21 protein-coding genes are annotated in these 26600 nt (G+C 56.8%); 11 read left to right on the top strand and 10 right to left on the bottom strand.

The window, feature by feature from the left end; translation table 11 throughout:
- Positions 1-86 precede the first annotated feature (86 nt).
- Complete coding sequence (gene porX, locus EU556_RS23240) at positions 87-1652, bottom strand: T9SS response regulator signal transducer PorX (protein WP_135436642.1); 1566 nt, start codon at positions 1650-1652, stop codon at positions 87-89.
- Positions 1653-2040: 388 nt separating this feature from the next.
- Between porX and EU556_RS23235 the strand changes: the two genes are divergently transcribed.
- The 6 genes from EU556_RS23235 to EU556_RS23210 all read left to right on the top strand — a co-directional run bounded on the left by EU556_RS23235 (position 2041) and on the right by EU556_RS23210 (position 8288).
- Positions 2041-3270, top strand: coding sequence for an HD domain-containing protein (locus tag EU556_RS23235; protein WP_135436641.1), 1230 nt, complete (start codon positions 2041-2043; stop codon positions 3268-3270).
- A 125-nt stretch (positions 3271-3395) separates the two neighbouring features.
- Positions 3396-4436, top strand: coding sequence for a UDP-3-O-(3-hydroxymyristoyl)glucosamine N-acyltransferase (gene lpxD, locus EU556_RS23230; RefSeq protein WP_135436640.1), 1041 nt, complete (start codon positions 3396-3398; stop codon positions 4434-4436).
- A gap of 133 nt (positions 4437-4569) precedes the next feature.
- On the top strand, positions 4570-5964 hold the full coding sequence (locus EU556_RS23225) for a bifunctional UDP-3-O-[3-hydroxymyristoyl] N-acetylglucosamine deacetylase/3-hydroxyacyl-ACP dehydratase (RefSeq protein ID WP_135436639.1): 1395 nt from the start codon (positions 4570-4572) through the stop codon (positions 5962-5964).
- 109 nt (positions 5965-6073) lie between these two features.
- A complete protein-coding gene (gene lpxA, locus EU556_RS23220; protein ID WP_135436638.1) occupies positions 6074-6874 on the top strand; it encodes an acyl-ACP--UDP-N-acetylglucosamine O-acyltransferase in 801 nt (266 codons plus the stop codon).
- A gap of 95 nt (positions 6875-6969) precedes the next feature.
- The gene (locus EU556_RS23215; protein WP_135436637.1) at positions 6970-7602 is read left to right on the top strand and encodes an ABC transporter ATP-binding protein; all 633 of its coding nucleotides are present in this window, start codon (positions 6970-6972) and stop codon (positions 7600-7602) included.
- A gap of 326 nt (positions 7603-7928) precedes the next feature.
- Positions 7929-8288, top strand: coding sequence for a hypothetical protein (locus EU556_RS23210; protein ID WP_135436636.1), 360 nt, complete (start codon positions 7929-7931; stop codon positions 8286-8288).
- A gap of 103 nt (positions 8289-8391) precedes the next feature.
- Here EU556_RS23210 and EU556_RS23205 read toward each other — a convergent pair whose 3' ends face one another.
- Together EU556_RS23205 and EU556_RS23200 are read right to left on the bottom strand one after the other, a co-directional pair.
- Complete coding sequence (locus EU556_RS23205) at positions 8392-9144, bottom strand: DUF4197 domain-containing protein (RefSeq protein WP_135436635.1); 753 nt, start codon at positions 9142-9144, stop codon at positions 8392-8394.
- Positions 9145-9396: 252 nt separating this feature from the next.
- Positions 9397-10230, bottom strand: coding sequence for a DUF4197 domain-containing protein (locus EU556_RS23200; RefSeq protein WP_135436634.1), 834 nt, complete (start codon positions 10228-10230; stop codon positions 9397-9399).
- Positions 10231-10329: 99 nt separating this feature from the next.
- On the opposite strand from EU556_RS23200, the gene EU556_RS23195 reads away from it, so the two are divergent.
- The 3 genes from EU556_RS23195 to EU556_RS23185 all read left to right on the top strand — a co-directional run bounded on the left by EU556_RS23195 (position 10330) and on the right by EU556_RS23185 (position 13520).
- Positions 10330-11583 carry a competence/damage-inducible protein A gene (locus EU556_RS23195; RefSeq protein WP_135436633.1) on the top strand — a complete coding sequence of 418 codons (1254 nt, stop codon included), beginning with the start codon at positions 10330-10332 and terminating at the stop codon, positions 11581-11583.
- A gap of 207 nt (positions 11584-11790) precedes the next feature.
- Positions 11791-13227, top strand: a complete 1437-nt coding sequence (locus tag EU556_RS23190) for a dihydrolipoamide acetyltransferase family protein (RefSeq protein ID WP_135436632.1) — start codon at positions 11791-11793, stop codon at positions 13225-13227.
- 86 nt (positions 13228-13313) lie between these two features.
- Positions 13314-13520 carry a hypothetical protein gene (locus tag EU556_RS23185; protein WP_135436631.1) on the top strand — a complete coding sequence of 69 codons (207 nt, stop codon included), beginning with the start codon at positions 13314-13316 and terminating at the stop codon, positions 13518-13520.
- Between the two features lie 102 nt (positions 13521-13622).
- On the opposite strand, the gene EU556_RS23180 is transcribed toward EU556_RS23185, so the two are convergent.
- The 7 genes from EU556_RS23180 to EU556_RS23150 form a co-directional block, all read right to left on the bottom strand.
- Complete coding sequence (locus EU556_RS23180; RefSeq protein WP_135436630.1) at positions 13623-14231, bottom strand: nitroreductase family protein; 609 nt, start codon at positions 14229-14231, stop codon at positions 13623-13625.
- 108 nt (positions 14232-14339) lie between these two features.
- Positions 14340-16904, bottom strand: a complete 2565-nt coding sequence (locus tag EU556_RS23175; protein WP_135436629.1) for a TonB-dependent receptor domain-containing protein — start codon at positions 16902-16904, stop codon at positions 14340-14342.
- A gap of 295 nt (positions 16905-17199) precedes the next feature.
- Positions 17200-19245, bottom strand: coding sequence for a S9 family peptidase (locus EU556_RS23170; protein ID WP_135436628.1), 2046 nt, complete (start codon positions 19243-19245; stop codon positions 17200-17202).
- A 212-nt stretch (positions 19246-19457) separates the two neighbouring features.
- Complete coding sequence (locus tag EU556_RS23165) at positions 19458-20282, bottom strand: polysaccharide deacetylase family protein (RefSeq protein WP_135436627.1); 825 nt, start codon at positions 20280-20282, stop codon at positions 19458-19460.
- A 7-nt stretch (positions 20283-20289) separates the two neighbouring features.
- Positions 20290-21552: a glycosyltransferase family 2 protein gene (locus EU556_RS23160; RefSeq protein ID WP_135436626.1), complete on the bottom strand. Its 1263-nt coding sequence runs from the start codon at positions 21550-21552 to the stop codon at positions 20290-20292.
- 291 nt (positions 21553-21843) lie between these two features.
- Complete coding sequence (locus tag EU556_RS23155; RefSeq protein ID WP_135436625.1) at positions 21844-24474, bottom strand: valine--tRNA ligase; 2631 nt, start codon at positions 24472-24474, stop codon at positions 21844-21846.
- 152 nt (positions 24475-24626) lie between these two features.
- A complete protein-coding gene (locus EU556_RS23150; RefSeq protein WP_088842318.1) occupies positions 24627-24977 on the bottom strand; it encodes a 4Fe-4S dicluster domain-containing protein in 351 nt (116 codons plus the stop codon).
- A 140-nt stretch (positions 24978-25117) separates the two neighbouring features.
- Here EU556_RS23150 and EU556_RS23145 point away from each other — a divergent pair, with 140 nt between their 5' ends.
- The gene (locus tag EU556_RS23145) at positions 25118-26131 is read left to right on the top strand and encodes an acyl-CoA reductase (RefSeq protein WP_135436624.1); all 1014 of its coding nucleotides are present in this window, start codon (positions 25118-25120) and stop codon (positions 26129-26131) included.
- A 118-nt stretch (positions 26132-26249) separates the two neighbouring features.
- Positions 26250-26561 carry a hypothetical protein gene (locus EU556_RS23140; protein WP_135436623.1) on the top strand — a complete coding sequence of 104 codons (312 nt, stop codon included), beginning with the start codon at positions 26250-26252 and terminating at the stop codon, positions 26559-26561.
- The last annotated feature ends 39 nt before the right edge of the window (positions 26562-26600 follow it).

Here is a 26600-nt window from a genome sequence, read left to right as displayed (position 1 = left end):
TTCGCTTTTTAGGCAATGATACCGTCTAGCAACTCACACAAAAGGCCGGTTATATAACCGGCCTTTTGCAGTAAGCTGTTGTGCGCCTAGCCTTTCGGGCTGAGCACTACGTACGGAATGATGCACTCCTCCAAGGAAATGCCACCGTGCTGGAACGTGTCCTTGTAGTAGTTCACGTAGTAGTTGTAGTTGTTGGGGTAAGCAAAGAAATAGTCGCCGACGGTGAAGACGTAGGCGGTGCTCACATTCTCGCGGGGCAGGAAAATATGCTCTGGCTTACGCACCGTGTACACATCGCGCGAGTCATCAAAGCCCAGGTTTTTGCCGTGCTTGTAGCGCAGGTTGGTATTCGTGTTCCGGTCGCCCACAATCTTGTACGGGCGCTTCACGCGAATCGTGCCGTGGTCGGTAGTGATAATGAGCTTACCTTTCTTCTCGGCAATAACCTGCAGCATTTCATACAGCGGCGAGTGCAGAAACCACGACTTGGTGATGCTACGGTACGCCGATTCCTCGGCGGCCAGCTCCCGAATCATGGCCATGTCGGTGCGGGCGTGGGAGAGCATGTCCACGAAGTTGTAGACGATGGCGTTCAGCTTATAGTTGTTGTGCAGGTTAGCCATTTTACCCAGCAAGTCTTTGCCGGCCTGCAGGTTAGTTACCTTGTTATAGCTGAACTTGTGCTTCTGACCAGCCTTCTGGAACATGATTTCCATAAACTCAGCCTCGTGCATGTTCTTGCCCTCGTCGTCGTCGTCCCATACCCACAGGTTGGGGTACTTTTTCTGGATTTCGCCAGGCATCATGCCCGAGAAGATGGCGTTGCGGGCGTAGGCCGTGGTAGTGGGCAGAATGCTGTAATAGGTCTCCTCCGAGTCTACCGTAAACATTTCGGCAATGATGGGCTCGAGCACCTTCCACTGGTCGTAGCGCAGGTTGTCGATGAGCAGGAAATACACGGGGGTATCGCCGGTTTCCTTGAGCATCGGGAACACGCGCTCCTTGAATAGCTGATGCGACATCAGCGGCGCTTCTTCGTCACCGTTGATCCAGTCCTCGTAGTTCTCCGTGATGAAGCGGCCGAAATAGGTGTTGGCCTCATCCTTCTGCATATTAAACACGTCGGCCATGCTCTTGCCTTCGGTTTCGGCAATTTCCAGCTCCCAGTATACCAGCTTCTTATACACATCGGCCCACTCTGAGGGGCTGAGGCGGTCGGAGAGCTGCATGCCCAGCTGGCGGAAGTCGCGTTGGTAGCCGCTGTTGGTGGCTTCGCTCACAAGGCGCTTGTTGTCGAGCACCTTCTTCACCGACAGCAGAATCTGGCTGGGGTTTACAGGTTTGATGAGGTAATCGGCAATTTTAGCCCCGATGGCCGATTCCATGATGTGCTCTTCCTCACTCTTGGTAATCATGACCACGGGCACAGTAGGCCTAGTGGCTTTAATTTCAGTGAGGGTTTCCAGGCCCGTCAGGCCCGGCATATTTTCATCCAGAAACACGATGTCGTACGTCTGCTCCTGAATCTGCTCAATGGCGTCGGCCCCGGAGTTTACGCCGGTTACGTCATAGCCTTTTTCCTGCAGAAAGAGAATATGGGGTTTCAGGAGGTCGATTTCGTCATCGGCCCAGAGGATGCTGTAACGTTGCATATAGAGTGGAAAGGTTTACGCTTTGAAAACAACACACCGCAGTGGCCTAGACTGGCCTAGTGGCGGGTTGGGAATGGAAAAATACGGCTCAATGATACAACCAGCGGGTATCGGGCGAAAGAGCACGGAATGCCTAGACCGGTTGCAAATGAGGTTTCGTAAGTAGCTTTACTGCCAATCCCTAGTTTTTGGTTTTCAAAAATTGCCTTAATCCGATATTTCGGCGTTAACTCCGCCGTAAAGAAGCCGAAAATAGTTGGTTTCGGTTCCGATGGTCAGTTAGGTTATCCTTTAACTGCGTGTTTATTTCTCCCAACTGGCCTAGTACTTCTACTAAACCCATCGTTCTTCGAGGCTCAAAACGTATGTTTTGGGCTCCTGCTCATAAATGAACAAAAAGAAAATCTTCAACGACCCGGTATACGGCTTCGTCACGATTCCTACCGAGTTGCTGTTCGACCTAATCGAGCACTCTTACTTCCAGCGCCTGCGCCGAATTCAACAGCTAGGCCTCACCATGTTTGTGTACCCGGGAGCCCTGCACACGCGCTTTCACCATGCCCTAGGTGCCATGCACCTGATGACCTTGGCCCTGCGGACGCTGAAAGATAAAGGTATCAAGATTTCAGCTAAGGAAGGGGAAGCCGCCATGGCCGCCATTCTGCTGCACGATATTGGGCATGGCCCCCTCTCCCACGCTCTTGAGCGCAGCATCTTTCATGAAGTGCACCACGAAGAGCTCAGCCTGCACCTCATGCGCAAGCTCAACGCCGAGCACCACGGCGCGCTGGATCTGGCCATTCAGATCTTTGAGGGCACCTATACCCGGCCCTTCTTCCACCAGCTGGTAAGCAGCCAGCTGGATATGGACCGGCTCGACTACCTCAACCGCGACTCCTTTTATACCGGAGTACAGGAAGGCCGCCCTGGCGCCGACCGCCTTATCAAGATGCTCACGGTGGTAAATGAGCGGCTGGTGCTGGAAGAGAAGGCCGTGTACAGCATTGAGAACTTTTTGGTAAGCCGCCGCCTAATGTACTGGCAAGTATACCTGCACAAAACCGTGACGTCGGCGGAGCAAATGGTTATCCGGATTATGCAACGGGCTCGCGACTTGGTGCGCGCCGGCCACCACGTGCCGGCCTCGCCCGCGCTGCACTTCTTCCTGTCAAGAAATGTGTCGCAGAAGGAGTTTGAGCAGGACGACCAGATTCTGCGCCGCTTCACCCGCCTCGATGACACCGACGTGTGGAGCGCCGTGAAACTCTGGGCCGACCACCCCGACACCGTACTTAACTATCTGGCTCAAAGCCTCCTCGACCGGCACTTGTTCAAGATCAGCCTACAATCGGAGCCCTTCGAGGAGGAATTTAAGCTGGGTATCATTGAGCTGATTGCCGAGCATTTTCGCCTGTCCCACGACGAAGCAGCCCAGTTAATGATTGCCGGCCGCATCAGTAACAACGCCTACGACGCCGATGGCCAAGATACCATTGACGTGCTGACCAAGCGCGGCAAAGTGGTGAACGTGGCCGAGGCTTCTGACCTACCTAACATCAAGGCCTTAGGCCAGCGGGTAGAAAAGCACTACATCTGCTACCCCAAAGAGATTCTGTAAATCAAGATGTTGGAGTATTAGGGACTCGGGAGCTTAGTCTCAATTCTAGGAAGGATTATTGTCCGATATCCAAGCCTCTAAGCCCCCAAGCCCTCAAGACCCCAACATTTCCCTACTTTTGCCCGATGGAATTTACCGTAGGCCAGATAGCAGAAGTACTGCGCGGAGCAGTCGAAGGTGACAGCACCCAGCGCGTAGATCGGCTGGCGAAGATTGAAGAGGCCCAAGCTGGCTCCCTCTCCTTCCTGTCGAACCTGAAGTACGAGCACTACCTTTATACTACCGGCGCTACCGCCGTTATTGTAAGTCGCACGCTGGAGTTGAAGCAGCCCACCCAGGCGGCCCTCATCCGCGTTGACGACCCCTACACCAGCTTCACTACCCTGCTGGAGTTCTACCAGCAGGCCACCCGCACCGGCAAGCGCGGCGTTGAGGAACCCGCTTACATGGGCGCTGGCTCCCGCATCGGCGACAACCACTACCGCGGGGCCTTCTCTTACATTGGAGAGAATTGCGAGATTGGGCAGGATGTGGTGATTTTCCCTCACGTGTATATCGGCGACCGGTGCAAGATCGGGGATGGCACCATCCTGTACGCCGGCGCTAAAATCTACGCCGAAACCGTAATTGGGGCCCGTTGCACGGTGCATGCTGGCGCCGTAATCGGCTCCGACGGCTTTGGCTTCGCACCCCAGCCCGACGGCTCCTACCGCACCATTCCGCAGATTGGCAACGTGGTGTTAGAGGATAACGTGAGCATTGGGGCCAACGCTACCATCGACTGCGCTACTATGGGCTCTACCATCATTCGGGAGGGTGCTAAGATTGATAACCTGGTGCAGATTGCCCATAACGTGGAAGTTGGGCGTCACACGGTGGTTGCCTCACAGTCAGGAGTTTCCGGCTCCACCAAAATCGGCGACTTCTGCGTGCTAGCCGGACAGACTGGCCTAGCGGGCCACCTCACCCTAGCTAACCGCACCACCGTCACGGCGCAGTCGGGCGTGGGCAAGTCTATTAAGGAGGAGGGCGTGCTGCTACAGGGCTCCCCCGCCTTTAACCTCCGCGACAGTCTGCGGTCCAATGCCATCTTCCGCCGCCTGCCCGAGCTGGAGCGCCGCCTTGATGAATTAGCGCGTAAGCAGGCTCAACCGGAAAAGTCCTAGCTTTGCACGAGAAGTTAGAAGACAGAAGCTGGAAGCTAGAAGGCAACCACATGGCTTCTAGCTTCCAGCTTCTCATTTTTCCTCTTCTCTTCAGCACCTTCTAGCTCGAGCTTCTGGCTTCTAGCTTCTTTAGATGAACGACAAGCAACATACGATTAAGGCCCCCGTCACCGTGAGTGGCATTGGCCTTCATACCGGCGTGCAGGCCACCATGACGTTCTGCCCCGCTCCCGTAGGCCACGGCTATAAGTTTCAGCGCGTTGATTTGCCCGGCCAGCCCATCGTGGATGCCGACGTTGACAACGTGGTAGATCTTTCCCGCGGTACCACCATTGAGCAGAACGGCGCCCGCGTAAACACCGTGGAGCACACGCTGGCTGCCCTGGTAGGCCTGCAAATCGATAACGTGCTGATTCAGTTGGATGGCCCTGAGCCCCCCATCATGGATGGCTCTAGCTATGAGTTTATTAAGCCCCTGAGTGAAGTAGGCTTGGAAGAGCAAAATGCGCTACGCAACTACTTCGAAATTCCCGACGAAATACGGTACGTAGACAACGCCCGGGCCGTAGAAATTGCCGGTCTCCCGCTCAACAACTATCGCCTCACGGTGATGGTAGATTATAACTCGCCGGTATTGGGCTCTCAGCACGCCTCGCTGACGGATATCTCCCAGTTTGAGAGCGAAATTGCCTCCTCGCGCACTTTCTGCTTCCTGCACGAGCTGGAGGCCCTCTACAAGCAAAACCTCATCAAAGGCGGCGACCTGAGCAATGCCATTGTGGTGGTTGACCGCGTGGTAAGTGAGAGTGAGCTGACCGACTTGGCCACCATGTTGGGCAAGCCCAAGGTGGCTGTGAAGAAGGAAGGCATCCTCAACAACGTGGACCTGCGCCACAAGAATGAGCCCGCTCGCCACAAACTCCTTGACCTTGTAGGTGACCTAGCCCTGGTAGGCCGGCCGTTGAAGGGTCAGATTCTGGCCGCTCGTCCCGGCCACGCGGCCAACGTGGCCTTTGCCAAGCGCATCAAGAAGAAAATGATGGAGGCCGACAGCAGCCCCATCCCAACCTACGACCCATCCCGCCAGCCGGTGATGGACATCAACCAGATTGCGGCCACCCTGCCCCACCGCTACCCTTTCCTGCTCATCGACAAAATCATTCACCTGGATGCCCACACGGTTACTGGCGTGAAGAACGTGACGATGAACGAGCCCTTCTTTGTAGGCCACTTCCCGGGCAACCCAGTTATGCCCGGCGTGATTCAGATTGAGGCCATGGCCCAAACTGGCGGGATTTTAGTACTGAACACCGTACCCGACCCCGAAAACTACTGGACGTACTTCCTGGGCATTGAAAATTGCCGGTTCCGCCGCAAGGTCATCCCCGGCGACACCATCATTTTCAAGTGCACTCTCACGGCGCCCGTGAAGCGAGGCATTGCCAAAATGAGCGGCAAAGCCTACGTGAACGGCAAAGTGGTGATGGAAGCCGAAATGTCGGCCAGCATCATCCGGAAAGACGCTTAACTGTCAGTGAACAATGAAGTGGAGTCTGAGCCCGTTTTCCCACCCTCGGGAAGCTAGTTCATCATACCTCCATCCTGCATTGCTCATTATTCATTGTTAATTGAATAGAATGAATCAGCCACTCGCCTACATTCACCCCGAGGCTAAAATTGCGCAAAACGTAGTAGTTGAGCCCTTCACGACCATTGACAAGGACGTTGAAATCGGGGAAGGCACCTGGATTGGTCCGAACGTGACGATTATGTCTGGCGCCCGCATTGGCCGGAACTGTAAGATTTTTCCGGGCGCCGTAATTGCTGCTACCCCCCAGGACCTGAAGTTTGCCGGCGAGAAAACCACCGTGCACATCGGCGACAACACCGTAATTCGGGAGTGCGTGACCGTGAACCGTGGCACCGTTGACCGTTTGAAGACCGTGGTAGGCGCCAACTGCCTGCTGATGGCCTACGTGCACATTGCTCACGACTGCATTATCGGCGACAACTGTATTCTGGCGAATACGGTGCAGGTGGCTGGCCACGTGGAAATCGGCGACTACGCCATTGTGGGTGGTTCTTCGGCGGTACACCAGTTTGTGCGCATCGGCCCCCACGCCATGATTTCGGGCGGGTCATTGATTCGGAAGGACGTACCACCCTTCGTGAAGGCCGGTCGTGAGCCCCTCACCTATTCAGGAATTAACAGCATAGGCCTACGTCGCCGCGGCTTTTCCGACCAGAAGATTGCGGAGATTCAGCAGCTCTACCGTCTGCTGTTCCTGAGTGGCCTGAACAACGCCGCCGCGCTAGACCAGATTGAGTTGGAGCTTTCCCCTTCGCCGGAGCGGGATGAGGTAGTAAACTTCATTCGCAACTCGGGGCGGGGTGTTATCAAAGGATACTCTCGCAACGGCAACAACGGCGCTGAGTAATAATTTCTTTACGGGCCCAGCAGGTAGAAATCAAGCGTAGCTAAATGCTAGGCCACTTCTACTCGCTGGGTTTCGCACTTCTACGCGCAGAGAAAATGCAGCTAACGGTAACGGGGTTGAGTAAGCGCTTCGCCCGGGAATGGATATTTCGCGACCTTACGCACACGTTTCGGGCCGGTACTGCTACCGCCATTCTCGGTCCTAATGGCGCTGGTAAAAGCACGCTACTCAACACCTTATCGGGTCAGCTGCTGCCTTCGGCTGGTATTGTGGCCTACGAGCATCAGGGAGCAGCAGTGGCTGTGGAAGAAATTCCTGGCTACCTGGCCTACGCTGCGCCGTATCTGGAGCTAATCGAAGAGCTGACCCTCACGGAGTTGCTGCATTTTCATACCCGTTTCAAGCCTCTGCGGACAGGCTTTACCCCCGAAAAGCTTATTAGTCTAGTGTACCTGGAGAAATCACGCCATAAGTTGGTGCGAGATTTTTCTTCCGGGATGAAACAGCGCCTCAAGCTGGCCCTGGCTCTCTACGCCGAGGCCCCGCTCCTGCTGCTTGACGAGCCCACCACTAACCTCGACCGCAGCGGCGTGGCGTGGTATCTGGAGCACGTAGAAGCCACGCTGGCGGGCCGCACGGTATTGGTTTCAAGTAACGTGCCCGAGGAATACGACTTCTGTCAACACCAGCTTCTGATTACTGATTTTGGGGCCAAAGCGGCGCGGTAGCAGCTCCGGCAAGGAGCTCTCGGCACACCCACTCTTGACCTTAAGCGCGCGCAGGCAAGCGCATGTATCAGTGCTATGGTCGTGCTTAGGTATAGTCTAATACCTGCTTGCTACTGGGGCCGCTTGACTGTCAAACAGCATCTTCCTAGTGCCGCTTTTGGAAATATATCGGCGTCTAGAAGTGCCTGATTCTGGCGTGAAAGCACTATTTTAGAATTTCTGAGCAACGCAACCGTAACCATTTAAACGGCTGTGCACGTATCTTCGCAGCCGGGGCAACCATCTTTTTACACTGCATACTTTCACCCTTACGCCCTGACAAGGCCATGAGACAATACGACGACCTCGACGACGATTTCCTCGACGATGACGACGAGCTGGATACCTTCGCGAAAACCGGCGGTAGCAAAACCCGCGGTAGTTCCGAAGATCAGCTTTCCGCCAAGTACGCCGATTACCTGATGTGGCGTGATACCGGCTCCTCTCACGATGAAGCCCTAGACCTTGCCAGCATGACCGAGGAAGAGTTTACGGCCGCCGAAGCCGCCGAAGACCCAGACGGAAGCCGTGGTTATGGCAGCCTCGATGATGACGACGACTTCTCGGACGACGATGATGACGATGACGACAGCTATGGTAGCTCCCGTAATGGCCGTCGCTCTAGCTTCGATGACGACGACTTCTAAGGCAGTGGCCTAGCCATAGCTCCTTACAACCAAAAACGCCCCTTGCCGGACTGGCAAGGGGCGTTTTTGGTTTCTGGGCCTTTACGCTACTATGGTCGTCAACTTACTTGCGGCCGAATACACGCTTGAGCAACTCGGTAGTACGAGCCACCGGGTTCTCCCGGATGTTGGCTTCTTCCTGTGCAATAAGGGTAAAGAGGCCATCAATAGCTTTGCCTGTGGCGTATTGATTCAAGTCGGTTTGGACTGGCCTAACGAGCGGAATCTGGTTGTAACGCGTAGTAAGGTCGGTGTAATAGCGGGTGGCTCCTACTTTGTCCAGGCTTTGCTGAATGATGGGCTTAAAGGCAACTGTCAGCTGTTGGGTAGTAGTGCGCTTGAGGTAGTTGGTAGCTGCGTCCTTCTCCCCGGTCAGAATTCCCCATACGTCAGAGAAGGTCAGGCTTTTGATGGCCGCTATAAAGATGGGCTTGGCACTTTTAGCGGCGTCTTCGGCGCCACGGTTCAGCGTCAGCTCAAACTTATCAACCTGGCTCCCCAACCCGATGGAGCGAAGAGTGGTAGCTACGCGCTGCGCATCGGGCGGAAAAGGAATCCGGATAAGTCGGTTGAGGTTAAAGCCATCTTGCTTGGAAGCTTGGTCGGCACCCTTGCTGATGCCCTGCACTAAGGCCTCTTTCAGCCCGTTAGCAGCTTCCGTATTCGTGACGCCGCCGGTGGTGCTAGTAGTTGTTCTGGTAGAAGGCTGGGGCAGGGTGATACCCCCAATTTTTGGGAGCTTTATTAGCTGCGCCGAAGCAACGGTGCTCAGCCCCAGCGAGGCTGCTAGCAAGACCGCCAAACGTATCTTTTTCATAAGGAGTGCAAAAAGCAAAGCAGGAATCAGCCCGTAGGCCACTCCTGCTTTTGCAGAAACCGGACCAAACTACGCAGTAAATGGCCCAGCGGGTAAGTCGACGGTAAAAGTAGCCGGTAAGCAAAAAAATATCATTCTGAAGCCGAGCAATAAACCGGAGAGGTGGCCAAGCGGCTTCCTTCCAATTCTAGCTCGGCTCAGAATGACACGTTAACTTTTATTATGATTAGAAGCAGCTGAGCCGCTCTTGGCCTAGCGGCCAAACACCTTCTTCAACAGCTCCGTGCTGCGCGACCCGGGCCGGGACCGGATGCGCCCCTCTTCTTCTGCAATCAGAGTGAAAAGCCCATTCACCGTCTGTTGAGTGGCGTAGGGTACCAGCTCGGCGCTGATGGGTGTCATCAGTGGAATCTTGTTGTATCGGTTCACCATCTCGGCATAGAGACGGGTGGCACCGGTTTGATCCAATGACTGCTTAATGATGGGCTGAAACGACGACTTGAGCTGCTCTTCGGTGCTGGAGCGCAGCAGTTGCGTGGCTATGTCCGTCTGGCGAGACGTCGCCAGCGTCAAGGCATCCTGAAAGCTTAAGTTTTGCACCGCGCCCAGGAAAATGGGCTTGGCTTGCGCAGCCGCCTTTTCGGCGCTGTGGTTGAGGGCCACTTCGAAGTTATCTACCAACGCGCCCATGCGCAGGCCCCGCAGGGTGGTAGCTACCAGCTGCGCGTCGGGCGGCATCGGGATGCGAATGTCGGCGTTGTCGTTGAAGCCGTTTTCGGAGCCGGCAATATCAATGGCGCGGGCCACGCCTTGAGTCAGGGCTTCGCGTAGGCCACTGGCGGCCTCATCGGCGGTGATGGGAGCTACTACGGGGGCGGGGGCCGGAGCCGGAGTGGTGGCCTTGGTGGTAGTAGTTTTGGTTGTAGTTGCTTTTGACGTGGTTTTAGTGGCCGCCGGTTTTCCCGTGGTGGTCTTTTTGGTAGTAGTGGTCGTTTTTTTAGCGGTGGTTTTGGTCTGAGCCTGGCTCAGCTGCGTAGTGGCGAAGGCCAGGCCTAGGCCCAGGGCAAACGTGCGAAACGTGGTCATTTGAGTAAAGACGAAAAACCTGACGGCCTACGTGGCGGTCTTATTCATCCAGAGGCCAATATTGCGCCAAATCCAGCACCCATCCTAACACCCCTCCTCATGCCGACTCCTCCCGTCGTTGAAATAATGACCATTGGCGACGAACTGCTCTACGGGCAGGTCATCGACACCAACTCCGCCTTTATGGGTCAGGAGCTAGGTAAGCTGGGCCTGCGCGTGCGCCAGATTACCAGCGTTTCCGACTTTGCCGATGAAATTGTAGCAGCCCTCGACCTAGCCCGGGAGCGCGCCGACGTGGTGCTGATGACCGGTGGCCTGGGCCCCACTAAAGACGACCTCACCAAGCACGTGCTGGCCCGCTACTTCGGGGCTGAGCTGGTGATGCACGAGCCCACCTTGCGCCACGTGGAAGGCATTTTTGCCCGCTACAACCGACCCATGCTGGAAGTAAACCGTCAGCAAGCCATGGTGCCCAGCAACTGCACCGTGCTGCACAATGCCCTGGGCACGGCCCCCGGCATGTGGTTTGAAGACCGCGGCACCATCTTCGTCTCCATGCCGGGTGTGCCGTTTGAGATGAAGGGCCTGATGAAGGACGAGGTGCTGCCCCGCTTGCAGCAGCACTTCCAGACCCCGCCCATTGAGCACGTAGTGGTGCAGACGGTAGGTTTGGGGGAGTCGTACCTGGCGGAGAAGATAGCCGACTGGGAAAACGCCCTGCCAAGCAACGTGAAGCTGGCCTATCTGCCCTCATTAGGCGGAGTGCGCCTGCGCCTCTCCGGCTACGCCGATGGCCAGCCTGACTTGCGCGGCCGCATGGAAGCCCTGCTGCCGGCCCTGCGCGAGCGAATTGGTGATGTGATTTTTGCCGTGGGCGAAGTGCCACTGGAGCAGGCCGTAGGCCAGCTGCTGCTGGAGCGGGACCTTACCGTGGGAACCGCTGAAAGCTGCACCGGCGGCTACGTGGCCTACCGCCTCAGCAGCGTACCCGGCAGCTCCCGCTACTTCCAAGGGAGCGTAGTGGCCTACAGCAACGATATCAAGATGCGGGAACTGGGCGTGAAGCCCGCTACCTTAGCTGAGCACGGGGCAGTGAGCGAAGCTACCGTACGCGAAATGGCCGAAGGCCTGCGCCAGCGCCTGGGCGTAGACGTGGCCATTGCCACCAGCGGTATTGCCGGGCCCGACGGCGGCACGCCCACCAAGCCCGTGGGCACTATCTGCATCGCCTACGCCGACCAGCACCAGACCGTGAGTCGCCAGTTCAGTTTCGACCGGGGGCGCCAGCTCAACGTAGAGTATACCTCTACGGCCGTCCTGAACCTGCTGCGCCTGAGCTTGCCCCAGGCCTAGCCGCTAGGCTGGCCCTGGCCTAGGCCACTCTTCGCTTCGGGCAGGAAGTACAGACAATGGATATATTCCGAATATCTAGGATTCCGGCCGTAACAGCTACCTTTGGCTTGCTTTTCGGGCCGTACACCCACCCTCCTTCGCATCCCGAATTCGCAGATACCAGACCTTCAACTACCCACCATCCCCCTAACACCCCCTACCTACCGCATGGCACGAGTGGAAATGACGATGCCCAAGATGGGCGAATCCATCATGGAAGGCACCGTTCTGAAATGGCTCAAACAAATAGGCGACACCATTGAGCAGGACGAATCTGTACTGGAAGTAGCTACTGACAAAGTAGATACCGAAGTGCCTGCCCTCCACGCCGGCGTACTGCAGGAAATTTTGGTGCAGGAAGGCCAGGTGGTGGCCGTGGGCGCTCCTATCGCCATTATTGAAACCGATGCCGCCAGCGCTGGTACTTCGGCCCCCGCCGAGGCCGCTCAGACGCCCGCTCCTTCGGTAAACGGAGCCGAGCAGCACGCCGCCAATATTCCCTACGTACCCGAAGCCGCTCCCGCTCCGGTGGCCGCCTCAACGGCTCAGCCCCAGCCCGGCCGCTTCTACTCGCCCCTCGTGCTGAGCATTGCTCGCGAGGAAGGCATTTCAATGGCCGACCTGGAATACCTGCCCGGCACCGGCAGCGAAGGCCGCGTTACTAAGAAAGATATCCTGGACTATGTGGCCGCTGGCAAGCAGCCCCTGGCCCAGCAAGCCGCTCCGGCGGCTCCCGCTGCTCAGCCCCAGGCTGCTCCTGTTGCCGCCGCTCCTGCCCCGCAGGCGCCAGCTCCGGCAGCCGCCCCAGCTGCTCAGCCGGCAGCTGCTCCAGCTCCGCAGGCCGCTAAGGCTGCTCCCGCCGAGGCCCCAGCCAAGGCGGTGCCTTCTATCAGTGGCAACCAGGAGCTGATTGAGATGGACCGCATGCGCAAAATGATTGCCCAGCGCATGGTCGACTCGAAGAAGATTTCGCCCCACGTTACCTCCTTTGTGGAGGCCGACGTGACCGACATCGTGAACTGGCGCAACAAGCACAAGGATGCCTACAAGAAGCGTGAAGGTGAGAACCTCACGTTTACGCCCATCTTCATCCAGGCCATTGCGCGCGCCATTCAGGACTTCCCCAACATTAACGTTTCGGTGGAAGGCGACTACATCATCAAAAAGCGCGACATCAACGTGGGTGTGGCCGTGGCCCTGCCCTCCGGCAACCTGATTGTGCCCGTTATTCACAACGCTGACCAGCTCAACCTCAATGGCCTGAGCAAGCGCGTGAATGACTTGGCCAACCGCGCCCGCCAGAACAAGCTGAAGCCCGAAGATCTGGAAGGTGGCACCTACACGGTTTCCAACGTGGGCTCGTTCGGCAACATCATGGGTACGCCCATCATTATGCAGCCGCAGGTGGCCATTATGGCCGTGGGCGCAATCAAGAAGAAGCCCGCCGTTATCGAAACGCCGCAGGGCGACCTGATTGGCGTGCGTCACTTCATGTTCCTCTCCCACAGCTACGACCACCGCGTGGTAGATGGCTCGCTGGGCGGCATGTTTGTGCGTCGGGTAGCCGACTACCTGGAGCAATTCGACCCGAATACTACCATCTAGTGATGGACTAAATAATGCGGAGGGTTGGTTGTTATGCCGAATACTGGCCTAGCAATCAACCCTCTTCTTTTTAGCCTTTATATTTCATGAACAAAGCCTTGCCCCTAGTGGCCCTGCTCATTGCGCTGGGTCTTATCTTCTTCCTCTACCAACGGCTCCGCACGGCAGAAAACGCCCTGGAAATGTCGGAGAGGCGCTTTCACGACTGCGAACAGGTGAACTTCCAACTGCAGAACCAGCTGGTAGCCGCCACCCGCGGCCCCGTGCCTGACAGCTTGAAGGTGCAGGACTAACTGGTCCTTAGAGCTAAACAACACAGCGGCGGAGTTGCCTAGAGTATCAAGAATTAAGATACTAGGCCACTCCGCAGCTGTTTTATGCAGGATGTGAATTGCTTACTCCAGCACCCAGGTCACCTTTTCCTCCAAGGGGCGGCGGGTGCTGCGGGCGGTGGCGCCGGACTTAGGGTAGCCTAACATAAAGAAACCCAAGAGCCGGTCGTCGGGGCCCAGTCCGAAGAAGGGTTTGGCTTCCTCGTAGTATGTAACGCCCCCGCTGCTCCAGAAACCCGCCAACCCGTGCGCTACGGCCGAGAGGTGCAGGTTTTGTACGGCGCAGGCTACCGCTGAAATCTCCTCTATTTCGGGCACCTCTTGGGTGCGTTTCAGCCCGATGGCAAGTACGTGGGAGCTGAGCAGCGGGCTCTGCTGCAGCTTCTCAAACTTGTTCTGCTGAAACTTCTCGCCGGCTTTCTCGCGGTACAGCTCCGCCTGAAACGTAGCCAGCCGCTGCCGACCCTCGCCGCCAAATACTACAAAGTGCCAGGGCTCGGTGCGCTTGTGTGTGGGGGCCCAAGTGGCGTTTTCTAGCAGCTCGCGGAGCAGCGCCTCGGGCACTACACGGCCCGCCTCAAACTGCACGGGCTGCATGCTCCGTCGCCCCCGAATAAGCTGCGTAACCTGGGAGGCATCAATGGTTGAAACGGATTCTAGTTGCGTGTTCATAAAGTAAAAAGCGAAACTCTATCGGGTTGTTTATAAAAAGCACCGCCCGCCCTTGCTGCAAGGACGGGCGGTAGCAATGTTGCAACTGGCCTAGGCCACTCGCAAGTGTTACGGACGGCCGCCGCTGGGGCCCTGCGCGGGCGTGGCGCCCGCGCCGTTGCCGCCATCGGAGTTGCCACCGTCCTTCAGGTCGTCGTTGCTGACGGAGCGGCGACGCTTGGGCTGAGCCATGCTCATCTTACCAATGCGGTAGCTCATGTTCACCCGGAAGCCAATCCGGCGCACCACGTTCACGCTGTTTTGGTCGAGCGTGTAGGAGCTGATTTCGTTACGGATTTTGTTAGAAGGCGTGAAGAAGTTATCAGCACCGAACCCGATGCTGCCTTTCTTCTCGGCAAAGTCTTTCTTCAGACCCAGGCTATACACCCCAAAACCGCCTTGGTAGCCCTGCAACTGCACCTGGCGGCCCCGGTAGAAGCTGAAGAACTGCAACCCCCACCCTTTCGTGAAGTTGTAACCGCCCATCAGGCGTCCGCTTACCACCAGGCCTTCATTCTTGGCAGCAAAGCGCACATCACTCAGCCCGTTGTTCAGCACTGCGTAATAGATATCGGTGCCGCCCCCAATCGTGAGCTTATTGTTGATGTTCACGTTGGCGAATACGCTGCCGCCGTAGGCATTTTCCTCACCAATGTTCCGGTAGGTCGTTGTAATGGTGTCACCGTTCACCGTCCGGAAGGGCTGAATGGAGCCGGTGGTGTTGCGGGCAAACGCCGTGAAGTTGAGTGAGGTCTGCTTGATGAACGTGTTGTAACCCAGCTCGAAGTTGTTGGTGTATTCTGGGCGCAGCTCTGGGTTACCCTGCGTTGCGTTCAGCGGGTTAGGAGCCTGACGGTTGGGGTTCAGGAATTGCAGCGACGGGCGCTGAATCCGGCGGTTATAGGCCGCTTTGATGGTGTTGCCATTCGTGAGTTTGCGCGACAGATTTAGACTCGGCACAAGCACCCCATAGGAAGGAATTGTGACGTTATCCGTGTTCTGGAATTTGGCGTCGATGGTAGTGTACTCGTAGCGCGCCCCAGCTTTCAGCGTGTAGCTTTTCAGGAAGCCCAACGTGTAGGAGGCGTAACCAGCCGCTACATTTTGGTTGTAGGTAAACACGTTGGAGTTGCCCACCTGGTTATCAAGCTGCCCGTTCCGCAACGATACGTAATTGCTGTTTACCTCGCGCATGATGTCCTTGGCGCCAAACTCCAGAAGCTGGGTTTTGCTCAAGGGCGTTTGGTAGTCGGCCTGCAGCGTGATTTCCTGGTTGTAGCTGTCGTTTTCGTTGCGCAGCTGGCTGCCCGCCTGCAGGCCTTCCCGGATATCGTTGGTGAAGTCGTTCGTGCGGTTGTTGCGGCTGTACTGGCCTAGCAGGCTCAGCTCGCGCTGGGGCGTCTCGAAGGTGCGGGTGTAGTTCAGGGTGGCGTCGAGGGTGTTCGAGCGGTCCAGCACCTTTACGTCGCGCAGGCTATTGATTACACTACCATCGGCGCGCACGGTGTTGGCCCGCAGCCCGTCCTGGTAGCTATTGCCGTTTCGCACGCCCAGCTGCACCGAGGCCGAGAGGAAGTTGTACTTGTTGATGTCGTAGTCCCAGCCCAGCGTGTAGCGCCCAAACAGGTTTTCATTGCGCGTGTCGGCGCTCTGCGTGGTGCTGCTGATCAGGTTACGGTTGAGGTCGTAGGTGCGCTGGTTGTTGGTGAAGCTGCCCGGCGTGTTATACTGCGCTCGGCCGCCACCGCCCAACGAGAAGCCCATCTTGCCGGTGCGGTAGGCCGCATTCAGGCCAAGGTCGGCGCTGCGTAGGCCACCGCTGCCGCGGGCGTCCAGCGTGAAGCCCTGCAGGTTGTTCTGCTTGGTTACGATGTTGATGATACCGCCCGAGCCTTCAGCATCGTACTTAGCCGAGGGCGAGGTAATCACCTCCACGCTCTTAATCTGATCAGCCGGAATCTGCTTCAGAGCGTCGGCAATGCTACCGGCCGAGATGGTGCTGGGCCGGTTGTTGATGAGCACCCGAATGTTGGAGCTACCGCGCAGGCTCACGTTGCCATCGAGGTCTACGGACAGCGAGGGCACGCGCTTAAGCACGTCGGTGGCGTCGCCGCCGCGGGTGGTTTCATCCTTCTCGGCGTTGTATACCGTGCGGTCAACTTTCTCTTCCAGCAGACTGCGCTGGCCTTCCACCTTCACCTCACCCAGTGCCTGGGCCGACGACTCCAACGGCACGCTGCCCAGGGCCACGGTGTTGCCATCCTCCGTTATCACCACGCCGGGCTTTTCCACCAGCTTGTAGCCGATAAAGGTAATCTGCACGGTGTAGGTGCCAGCGGGCACACGCGGGATGCTAAACTTGCCGTTGTCGTCGGCGGCGGTACCGTCCACGGGCTTTCCGGTGGCGGGGTTGAGCAGGGCAATAGTGGCGTACGGAACGGGCTGCTTGGTAGCGGCATCGATGATAGTGCCGGTTACGCGGCCGTTACCCGCCTGCGGGGCGGGCGCCTGTCCGGCCGCCGGGGGGCCACCCGCGGGCCGACCAGTACCGGCGGGCCGTTCGCCGGTAGGCATCTGAGCAAGTACAGCATGACCGGCGCTGCTCAGGACAATAACAAGGAAAAGCTTTTTCATGTACGTGAGGGGAATTAACATCGCCCGGCGGCCCGGGGTCAACTGCTGACCACTGGCAGTACTGGCAAAACTACTCCTCCACCTTCCGCACCACGAATGAACCCGACTAATCGGCCGATTTATGCTGCGGATGCCAGAGAATGTTCGTGAGTATGCCGGACAACCGCAGCCACAGACGCAACTTTACACCTGGGGTGGCACGCCGGACATAATATTTCTGGAAATACTGACGAGTGCATACGCAAAAGGCCGCCCCTTACTCAGGAGCGGCCTTTTTGCATAAGATCCTACTGGCCTAGTCCTCTATGCCCAGCAACAGCAGCATGAAAGCGAATTGCCGGGCCGTGTCGTGGATGGACTTGAAGCGCCCCGAGGCCCCACCGTGGCCCGCTTCCATGTCGGTATGCAGGAGCAGCAGGTTGTTATCGGTTTTCAGGGTGCGCAGCTTGGCTACCCACTTCGCGGGCTCAAAGTACTGCACCTGGGAGTCGTGTAGGCCAGTGGTAACGAGCAGGTTGGGGTAAGCCTGGGCCTTCACCTGGTCGTAGGGTGAGTACGAGAGCATGTACTCGTAAAACTCCTGCTGGTTGGGGTTGCCCCACTCGTCGTACTCGCCGGTGGTCAGCGGAATGGTTTCGTCGAGCATGGTGGTTACCACGTCCACGAAGGGCACGGCCGCCACTACGCCCTTATAGTACTCGGGGTACAGGTTTATTACGGCGCCCATCAAGAGGCCTCCCGCCGAACCACCCATGGCGAACAGCTTTTCGGGTGAAGTGTACTGCTGCTCAATCAGGAAGCGGGAGCAGTCGGTGAAGTCGGTGAAGGTGTTTATCTTCTTTAGCTTCTTGCCGTCTTCGTACCACTGCCGGCCCAGCTCCTGCCCACCCCGGATGTGGCAGATGGCATAGGCAAAGCCCCGGTTAAGCAAGCTCAGGCGGGCCACGCTAAAGGTGGCGTCCATGGAAAGCCCGTAAGAGCCGTAGGCGTACTGCAGCAAGGGCGCCTGCCCATCTTGCCGGAAGCCTTTCTTGTAGACGATGGAAATGGGGATGAGTGTGCCGTCGAGGGCAGGGGCGTACAGCCGCTCCGTTACGTAGTCTTCCTTGTTGAAGCCGCCCAACACCGTCTGCTCTTTCAGGAGCGTCTTGGTGCGGGTAGTCATGTCGTAATCGTAAGTGGAGTGGGGCGTGGTGAGGGAGGTGTAGCCGTAGCGCAGCACCGTGGTATCAAACTCGGGGTTGATGCTGATGCCGGCGGTATACGTCGGCTCGCCGAAGTTGAGGTAGTGCTCCTGCTGGTCCTGCCACCGGATCACGCGCAGTTGCAGTAGTCCTTCCTTCCGCTCGCCCAGTACCAGATACTCCCGGAACAGCTCCATATTCTCCAGAAACACATCGGAACGGTGCGGAATCACCACTTGCCACGCCGTTTTGGCCGTATCGGCAATGGGCGTTTTCAGCAGGTGAAAGTTAGGAGCTCCCGCGTTAGAGAGAATGTAGAATTGATCCTCAAAGTGGGCCACCTCGTAGAGGTGATCATCTTCGCGGGCCAGGAACACTTGCGGCTCCTCCGTAGGACTATCGGCGCGCAGGTAGCGCGTCTCCGACGACATCGTGCTGCTCATGTGCAACATGATGTACTCCCGTGACTTCGAGCGGCCCACGCCGGTGTAAAACGTGTTATCCAGCTCCTCATATACCAGCACGTCCTGGGCCGGGTCGGTGCCGAGAGTATGGCGGTACACCTGATACGGCAGCAGCGTCTCTACATCCTTTTTGGTGTAGAATACCGTTTGGTTGTCGGCGGCCCACACGGCTTCGCCGCTGGTATTCGGAATTTCCTCGGGGTAGAGCTGGCCGGTTTGCAGGTTGCGAAAGCGCAGCGTATACAGGCGCCGGCTCACGGTATCGGTGCTGTAGGCCAGTAGCTGGTTGTCGTCGCTGACTTCAAAGTCGCCGATATCGAAATAGGACTCTCCCCGCCCCATCTCGTTGGCGTTGAGCAGCACTTCTTCCGGGGCGCTTAGGCTGCCGGCCTTGCGGCAATAGATGGGGTACTCGCCGCCCTCTTCGTAGCGCGTGTAGTAATAGTAGCCATTATCACGGTACGGTACCGACTCATCCTGCTCCTTGATGCGGCCTTTAATTTCCTGAAAAAGCTGTTCCTGCAGTGCCTTGGTGGGAGCCATCTGCTGCTCGAAATAGGCATTTTCGGCGTTGAGGTACTCAATCACCTCCGGGTTTTCCGGCTCATTCAGCCAGTAATAATTATCGGTGCGGGTGCCAAAGGGCGATACTAGTTGGTGCGGCTTTGGGGCCGCTATGGGAGGTGTGGACATTGGGGGAAAGGATAGAACTGCCCCCTTGAAAACAGGAGCAAGAGCTGGTCAGGAAAACGAAATAGTACTCCAGTAACAACATTGGAGGTATTCCAGATCCTAAAGAAACCAAACTCCCCCTGAATCTTCCTAGATCGGCCATCCGCTAGTGGCCTACCATCTAAGCCAATAAGCTCTCTATCAGACATTGTTTTAGATACTTACGATGACAGTTAATTGATATACTTCGTGAATCCTTTTTGCAAAAAGTCTTTCACCCTCGGCGACTGAAAGAGCAGATTGCGAGCTTTAGAGCGGTACTGTTCAGTAGTAGAACCATAGCCGGTGGTAACTTTTCGTTGGAACTCCTCTAGGCCAGTATGTGCTGTTATTTCAAGACGCGGTAGGCGGCGCAGATCCTGACCCGGCCTTACCAAGCCTGGGTGCACTGAAAAGCCCGCCACGTACCCAACTTCCTGGATGCTACGCAGGGCGGCCGCCCTGTACTTGCCATAGGGGAAGGCGTAAAACTGTACGGGAGTACCTACCTGGTACTCAATCTGGCTCTTACTCCCGACAATTTCCTGCTCTAGCTCTAAATCCGAAAGCTGCGCGTGGTTTAGGTGCGCGCAACTATGCGCCTCAATGGCCCATCCGGCGCGTTGCAACTCCCGCACCTCCTCCCAGGTCAGGGGCCGGTCGTGGCGGGGGGCACTGGCCCCAAAGTTGGGCAACTGTTCATAGCTGGGACACCCTACGGCACCAGTAGTCAGAAACAACGTGGCCATGAAGCCCAGGGGTTTCAACACGGGTAGGGCCTGCTCAATCAGCGAGAGGTAGCCATCGTCGAAGGTGAGCGCCACGGCCTTCTCGGGCAGTGGCCTACGAAGCAACACGGCCTGCTGTAACTCCAGCAGCGTAATGGCCTGGTAGCCCTCTGCTGCAAGCCAAGCCATTTGCTGCACAAACGCCTCTCCCGCTACGTGCACGGGGGCCATGTAAGGCTCAGGCACCGCCACCAGGGCGTGGTACATCAGCACAGGAATTCCGGTAGACATTGACTGGTTACTTAACGGCTACGCCCTGCTTGGATGAGGTACGGGTGGCGCTCCAAGTTTGCACGCCCTTGCCCAGCAGCACCGCCACCGCCGACTTAATAACGTTGAGAATAAGTACCGCCCCGGAGAAAATAAGCAAGTACTGTTCTCGCTTGGCATTTACCAGGCGCAGGCCTAGCAAGCCGTACAGGCAGAACGTAAGCGCTAGCCCCCACCATACCCAGCAGGTCACCAGCGCATACTGCTTTGCCCACACCGATAGCACGCCGAATATCACTGTGCAGAGCAATAGAAGGGAGCGAGGCGGCTGTAGCAACTCGCACGCAAAATCAAGCTGGCTTAGATTGGCCCGCAACAGCCCTAGGCCTAGCAACTGGAACCCGTGCTTTTTCATCGATTCAAAATGGCCGGCCAACCACCGGCTGCGCTGCTTCTGGAAGGCTACACTGTCGGTTACCACTACGTAGCTGAGCTGAGCTTTGGGGCAGTAGTCAACCTTTACGCCGCGCTCTACCAGATGAGCCTTCCAGTCTTTGTCTTCGGCCAGCGAGTAGGTAGGCAACGCCATTAGCTCCCGAAACACCTGTTCACGGGCCGTAAAGCCTAACCCATAGATAAAGTTATCCATCTCCATGAGCTTGCGCGTACCCGACAACACACATTGGCGCAAGGCCTCAGCGGCAGCATCAAGCACTGTTACGTCGGAGGTAAAAGTATTGCTCACGTACCGGTAGCATTGCATGGCCTGGGCAGCATTGGGCCGAGTGTAGCTTTGGTTCAGCTCAACCAAAAAGTACGGGTCGAGGTAACAATCGGCGTCGATAATGCATACCACCCGTTGGCCCGACAGGCCTTGGGCCAAAAAGGTCTCGGTAGCGAATAGCAAGGCCTGCATCTTGTTGGATGGCGGCGCAGAAAAGCGCTCCAAGCAAAGCACCTGTGCTTTGCGGGCAATAGCCGCCGTGGCATCCTGGCAATTGTCGGCAATAACGACGGGGGTAATTAGCTGGGCCGGATAATGCTGCGCTTTGATGCTGGTCAACAACGCAGGCAGTAATTCCGCCTCGTTGTGCGCCGGAATCAGCAAGACAAACTCCGTGGTAGGTGGCGTGGCACCTGAGGCAGCTGGTGGCGCTAGCATTTCCCGTATTTTCCGACGAAATGTCCAAAACACGACCAGTGGCAGGAAAAGGTGCAGACAGGCCAGCAATACCAATCCTTGGACAGCGTAGGATGCCAGCATCAGCACAATTTCAACGTTTTTATGCACGGTGTGTGTACTCGGTGAGGGAAGAGAAGTGCAAGCGCACTAGATCAGATAGAGCAGGCAAGGCAATCAGGCAGTTAGCTAGAATGTGTATGCCGCGAGTGTTTCCGCGACTACAATATACCTTGATAAAACAATATATTACTAAACTGACAAAAAATATAACTTTCGTTTAATCAATTCATAAAAATTCTTTATCTCGCCCATCTAATTCGATAACATGAGGCCGATAATGAGAAAGGCCCGACACTACAGTGTCGGGCCTTTCTTGTATTCAATTACTGGAGTTCGTTCTTACAGAACTGCCAAGCTTTGCTCCAAGGCCGCAATCTTCGACTCGGCGTCGGCCAGCTTCTGCCGCTCGCGTTCTACCAGGTCGGCTTTGGCATTGGCTACAAACTTCTCGTTGCTGAGCTTTTTCAGCACCGACTCGCGGAAGCCTTGAGTGTACTCCAACTCCTTGGTAAGGCGCTCCTTTTCTACTCCGAGGTCAATCTGGCCTTCCAGCGGTACGAAGAACTCGGCCCCACCCGATACAAACGCCACAGAAGCCGCCGGCGCAGCCTCAACGGTGCTGATTTTGGTGAGAGCAGCCAGCTTCCGGATGATACCATCGTAGGTCTGTAGCAGCTCTGCATCGTCAGTTTTGGCGGCCAGGGTCAGAGGCTTGTTGGGGCCTAGCCCTTTCTGGTTTCGGATGTTACGCACACCCGCCACAATGTCCAGGGCTTTCTCCATGCGGGCCAGCAGCTCAGGGGCACCGGCTACGGGCTGCTGCTTGGGCCAAGAAGCTACGCACACGAAGTCTTTAGGACCGCGTTCCGACAGCTCATGCCAGATTTCTTCGGTGATAAAAGGCATAAATGGGTGCAGCAACTTCAGCAGGGTTTCCAGGAAGCCGGTGGTGTGGCGCAACGTTTCAGGGTCGATGGGGGCCTGATACGCGGGCTTGATCATCTCCAGGTATACCGAGCAGAAGTCGTCCCACACCAGCTTGTACACCGTCATGAGCGCGTCGCTCATCCGGAATTTCTCGAAGTGCTCATCTATTTCCGCCAGCGAGGTTTGCAGCTTAGCCGTGAACCACTCCACCGCTGTTGAATTGGCAAAGGGCAACGCGGCATCTACTTCCCAGCCCTGCGTGAGGCGGAAGGCGTTCCAGAGCTTGTTGCAGAAGTTGCGGCCCTGCTCCACCAGCTTCTCGTCGTAGAGCAAGTCATTGCCGGCCGGAGCCGAGAATAGCATACCGGTCCGCACGCCATCGGCCCCAAATTGCTTGATGAGGTCGAGCGGGTCGGGCGAGTTGCCGAGCTGCTTGCTCATCTTACGGCCCTGGGAGTCGCGCACAATACCGGTCAGGTACACGTTGCGGAACGGAATATCCTTGCGGAATTCTAGGCCGGCCATAATCATACGGGCCACCCAGAAGAACAGAATATCCGGGCCAGTTACGAGGTCGTTCGTGGGATAGAAGTAGTTGATATCGGCATTATCGGGGTCCTTGAACCCATCAAACACCGAAATCGGCCACAGCCACGAGGAGAACCAGGTATCCAGCACGTCTTCATCCTGGCGCAGGTCGGAGAGCTGGAGATTAGCGTTGCCGCTCTGGGCGCGGGCCAGTTCCAGGGCTTCGGCGGGCGTGAGGGCTACCACATAAGTGCCATCGGGTAGGTAGTAGGCCGGAATCTGCTGGCCCCACCACAGCTGCCGCGAAATACACCAGTCGTGTACGTTCTCCATCCACACGCGGTAGGTGTTTTTGAACTTGGCGGGATGCAGCTTTACTTGGTCGCTTTCCACTACCTCCAGCGCCGGCTTAGCTAGGTGTTCCATTTTCAGGAACCACTGCATGCTCAAGCGGGGCTCAATTACGGCTTTGGTGCGCTCCGAGGTCTGCACGATGCTAGCGTACTCCTCTACTTTTACCAAGTGGCCGGCCTCCTCCAGATCTTTCACAATGTTGCGGCGGGCGGCAAAGCGGTCCTGGCCTACGTAGAGCACCGCCTTCTCATTCAACGAGCCATCGTTGTTGAGAATGTCGATAACCGGCAAGTTGTGCTTCACGCCCAGTTCGTAGTCGTTCAGATCGTGGGCGGGCGTTACTTTCAGCGCACCCGTTCCGAAGTCGATACTCACATATTCATCCTGAATTACCGGAATCTCGCGGCCTAGCAGCGGAATGCGCACTTTCGCGCCGTGCAGGTGGGTGTAGCGTGGGTCATTCGGGTTCACGGCCACGGCCACGTCGGCCATAATGGTTTCCGGGCGCGAAGTGGCTACGGTCAAGAACTGCCCGTCCTGGCCTACTACCTCGTACCGCAGGTGATACATCTTGGCCATCACGTCCTTCGGAATTACTTCTTCGTCGCTGATGGCCGTCTGGCTCTGCGGGTCCCAGTTTACCATCCGAATGCCGCGGTAAATCAGACCCTTCTGGTGCAGGTCTACGAACACGCGCAGTACGGCTTCAGTCAGCTCGGGCTCCATAGTAAAGCGCGTACGGTCCCAGTCGCAGGAGGCGCCGAGTTGCTTGAGCTGCTCCAGAATAATGCCGCCATATTTCTCTTTCCAGGCAAAGGCATGCTCCAGGAACTGCTCGCGCGTGAGGTCCTTCTTCTCAATTCCCTGCTCCTTCAGCAAGGCCACTACCTTGGCTTCGGTGGCAATGGAGGCATGGTCGGTGCCGGGTACCCAGCACGCTTCCTTGCCCTGCATGCGCGCCCGGCGCACCAGCACATCCTGAATGGTATTGTTCAGCATGTGGCCCATGTGCAGCACGCCCGTTACGTTGGGCGGCGGAATCACTACCGAATACGGCTGTTTACGAGGGTTGGCTTTGGCTTTGAAGAAGCCCTGCTCCTGCCAGCGCTGGTACCATTTGGCTTCAACGTCGGCGGGGGTATAGGTTTTGGCGATGGACATCGTCGGAGGGAATCAGTTCAGAATAGGGACAAAAGTAGGCATTTCGAAGAAGGCGGGAAATGCGGTAATTCTAGAGGCTACAGAGTGGCCTAGAAATACGAAGAGCCGCTCCAGGAGCGGCTCTTCGTGTGCGGTAGTGCGTGGCAAGAGGCCTAGGCCTCTTGGTGCAGCCACTGCTTTTTCTTGAGCAGATCCTGTTGCGCTTCGCGGTAGTCGGGGTCATCCACGCAGCAGTCGACGGGGCAGACGGCCGCGCACTGGGGCTCCTCATGGAAACCCACGCACTCGGTGCACTTGTCCGACACAATGTAGTAGTACTCATCAGAAATCGGGGTTTGCGGAGCAACACCCGACACCACTGAGCCGCCGTCAATTTCTACTTCCTTGAGGCTGGTGCCATCGGCCCAGCGCCACTGGGCACCGCCCTCGTAAATCGCAGTGTTGGGGCATTCCGGTTCGCAGGCACCACAGTTGATGCACTCGTCGGTTATCATGATGGCCATAGCCTATAGTTCGTTTGGGAGTGAGGTGAAGAGAGTCAATAAGAACATATACGCACGATGGAAGGTGCGCGAACGGGCAAAATTAGAAATTAGCCGTACACTCTTGACTACTTTTGATGCATTGATTTTGTTTCTCCCTAATGAATCACTCCGAACGATTAGCTGCATTCGTAGCGCTAGGCCACCATCTCACCCAACTTCCCGACGAAGAAATTACGGAGCTGGCGTACCGCACCCGTAACCAAAACCCCTGGTTCGACCGCCCCAACGTGGCGGCCGCCATTAAAGGCATTGCGCACTTGTTGCAAGAAGAGCCCCTACGCCAGTGGGCCGCGCGCTACCGCCCCGAGCCCACCACTCCCCGGCAAATTGGGGTGGTAATGGCCGGCAACATTCCGCTGGTGGGCTTCCATGATTTGCTGTGCGTGCTGCTTTCGGGCCACACGCTGCTGGCTAAGCTCAGCAAGGACGATACCTTCCTGATGCGCTGGATATCTAGTGAGTTAGTGCGCCTGGAACCTCGGTTCGCAGAGCGCCTGCAGTTTGTGGAGCGCCTCAATGCCGCCGATGCCTTCATTGCCACCGGTTCCGACAATACCTCCCGGTACTTCGAGTACTACTTCGGCAAGAAGCCCAATATCATCCGCCGCAACCGTACCAGCTTGGCCATCATCACGGGCCGCGAGTCGGAGCATGATCTAGGCCTGTTGGGCGCCGATATTTTCCGGTACTACGGCCTGGGCTGCCGCAACGTGAGCAAGCTGTACGTGCCCGCGGGCTATAATTTCAAGGAGCTGCTCGACTCGCTGGCGCCTTGGCATCACGTGCTGGAGCACAACCGCTACCAAAACAACTACGATTACAATAAGAGCATTCTGCTGGTAAACCGCGTGCCCCACTTCGACTCTGGCTTCCTGCTAGTCACGGAAAACGCCCAGCTGGTCTCCCCTATATCGGTGCTCCATTACAGCCAGTATACCAGTGAGGTAGACTTGGTAGATCAGCTCACCGACGTGGCCGCCCAGACCCAGTGTTTGGTATCGTCGGGGGGGCTGTATCCAGGTAGCTTTCCGTTGGGGCGGGCGCAGGAGCCGGGCATTGCCGATTACGCGGATGGCGTAGATACCATGGCCTTTTTAGCAGAACTGGCGTAAACAAACGAGATAAGAGCCGGGTATTCCTATACCAGTGCGGCACCTCACGCGTTCTTCACGTGGTAGTTACCACTTTAGTTGCCCAGGCTTTCTAACCTCGACTTACCCTATTTGCGTCATGTTACCTGAACTGAAAACCACCGATCCGGCCGTTGAAACTATTGAGAAGGAAACCATTCCCCAGCTGCGTTTTGCGCCGGAGGATGTTTTAACGGATAAAGCGGCCATCCAGCGCCGCCGCCACGATGCCGAGCGGGCCTCTACGCTCGGCAACGCCTACCACGGCAAACTGGACATCTACTTCCGCACCGATGATGGCGTGATCAAGCGCGTGCACACTACCGTGTGGGCCACGCACGAGGAGTATTTGACCCTGAAATCAGGTATCGCTCTCCCCTTGCGCTCCATTCTTAGCTTCGATTTTTATTAATGGTGGCCTAGCCCAAACTATGGCTCTAAACAAAGAGGC

Origin of the sequence: Hymenobacter fodinae (genome assembly GCF_004745825.1) — a bacterium.
Taxonomy (GTDB): domain Bacteria; phylum Bacteroidota; class Bacteroidia; order Cytophagales; family Hymenobacteraceae; genus Hymenobacter; species Hymenobacter fodinae.
This window is presented reverse-complemented; position numbering and strand designations above follow the sequence as displayed.

What these genes read in the sequence shown, in the direction of transcription:
- porX (WP_135436642.1), bottom strand. Translation starts at nt 1,652, where the DNA reads ATGCAACGTTACAGCATCCTCTGGGCCGATGACGAAATCGACCTCCTG.
- EU556_RS23235 (WP_135436641.1), top strand. Translation starts at nt 2,041, where the DNA reads ATGAACAAAAAGAAAATCTTCAACGACCCGGTATACGGCTTCGTCACG.
- lpxD (WP_135436640.1), top strand. Translation starts at nt 3,396, where the DNA reads ATGGAATTTACCGTAGGCCAGATAGCAGAAGTACTGCGCGGAGCAGTC.
- EU556_RS23225 (WP_135436639.1), top strand. Translation starts at nt 4,570, where the DNA reads ATGAACGACAAGCAACATACGATTAAGGCCCCCGTCACCGTGAGTGGC.
- lpxA (WP_135436638.1), top strand. Translation starts at nt 6,074, where the DNA reads ATGAATCAGCCACTCGCCTACATTCACCCCGAGGCTAAAATTGCGCAA.
- EU556_RS23215 (WP_135436637.1), top strand. Translation starts at nt 6,970, where the DNA reads ATGCAGCTAACGGTAACGGGGTTGAGTAAGCGCTTCGCCCGGGAATGG.
- EU556_RS23210 (WP_135436636.1), top strand. Translation starts at nt 7,929, where the DNA reads ATGAGACAATACGACGACCTCGACGACGATTTCCTCGACGATGACGAC.
- EU556_RS23205 (WP_135436635.1), bottom strand. Translation starts at nt 9,144, where the DNA reads ATGAAAAAGATACGTTTGGCGGTCTTGCTAGCAGCCTCGCTGGGGCTG.
- EU556_RS23200 (WP_135436634.1), bottom strand. Translation starts at nt 10,230, where the DNA reads ATGACCACGTTTCGCACGTTTGCCCTGGGCCTAGGCCTGGCCTTCGCC.
- EU556_RS23195 (WP_135436633.1), top strand. Translation starts at nt 10,330, where the DNA reads ATGCCGACTCCTCCCGTCGTTGAAATAATGACCATTGGCGACGAACTG.
- EU556_RS23190 (WP_135436632.1), top strand. Translation starts at nt 11,791, where the DNA reads ATGGCACGAGTGGAAATGACGATGCCCAAGATGGGCGAATCCATCATG.
- EU556_RS23185 (WP_135436631.1), top strand. Translation starts at nt 13,314, where the DNA reads ATGAACAAAGCCTTGCCCCTAGTGGCCCTGCTCATTGCGCTGGGTCTT.
- EU556_RS23180 (WP_135436630.1), bottom strand. Translation starts at nt 14,231, where the DNA reads ATGAACACGCAACTAGAATCCGTTTCAACCATTGATGCCTCCCAGGTT.
- EU556_RS23175 (WP_135436629.1), bottom strand. Translation starts at nt 16,904, where the DNA reads ATGAAAAAGCTTTTCCTTGTTATTGTCCTGAGCAGCGCCGGTCATGCT.
- EU556_RS23170 (WP_135436628.1), bottom strand. Translation starts at nt 19,245, where the DNA reads ATGTCCACACCTCCCATAGCGGCCCCAAAGCCGCACCAACTAGTATCG.
- EU556_RS23165 (WP_135436627.1), bottom strand. Translation starts at nt 20,282, where the DNA reads ATGTCTACCGGAATTCCTGTGCTGATGTACCACGCCCTGGTGGCGGTG.
- EU556_RS23155 (WP_135436625.1), bottom strand. Translation starts at nt 24,474, where the DNA reads ATGTCCATCGCCAAAACCTATACCCCCGCCGACGTTGAAGCCAAATGG.
- EU556_RS23150 (WP_088842318.1), bottom strand. Translation starts at nt 24,977, where the DNA reads ATGGCCATCATGATAACCGACGAGTGCATCAACTGTGGTGCCTGCGAA.
- EU556_RS23145 (WP_135436624.1), top strand. Translation starts at nt 25,118, where the DNA reads ATGAATCACTCCGAACGATTAGCTGCATTCGTAGCGCTAGGCCACCAT.
- EU556_RS23140 (WP_135436623.1), top strand. Translation starts at nt 26,250, where the DNA reads ATGTTACCTGAACTGAAAACCACCGATCCGGCCGTTGAAACTATTGAG.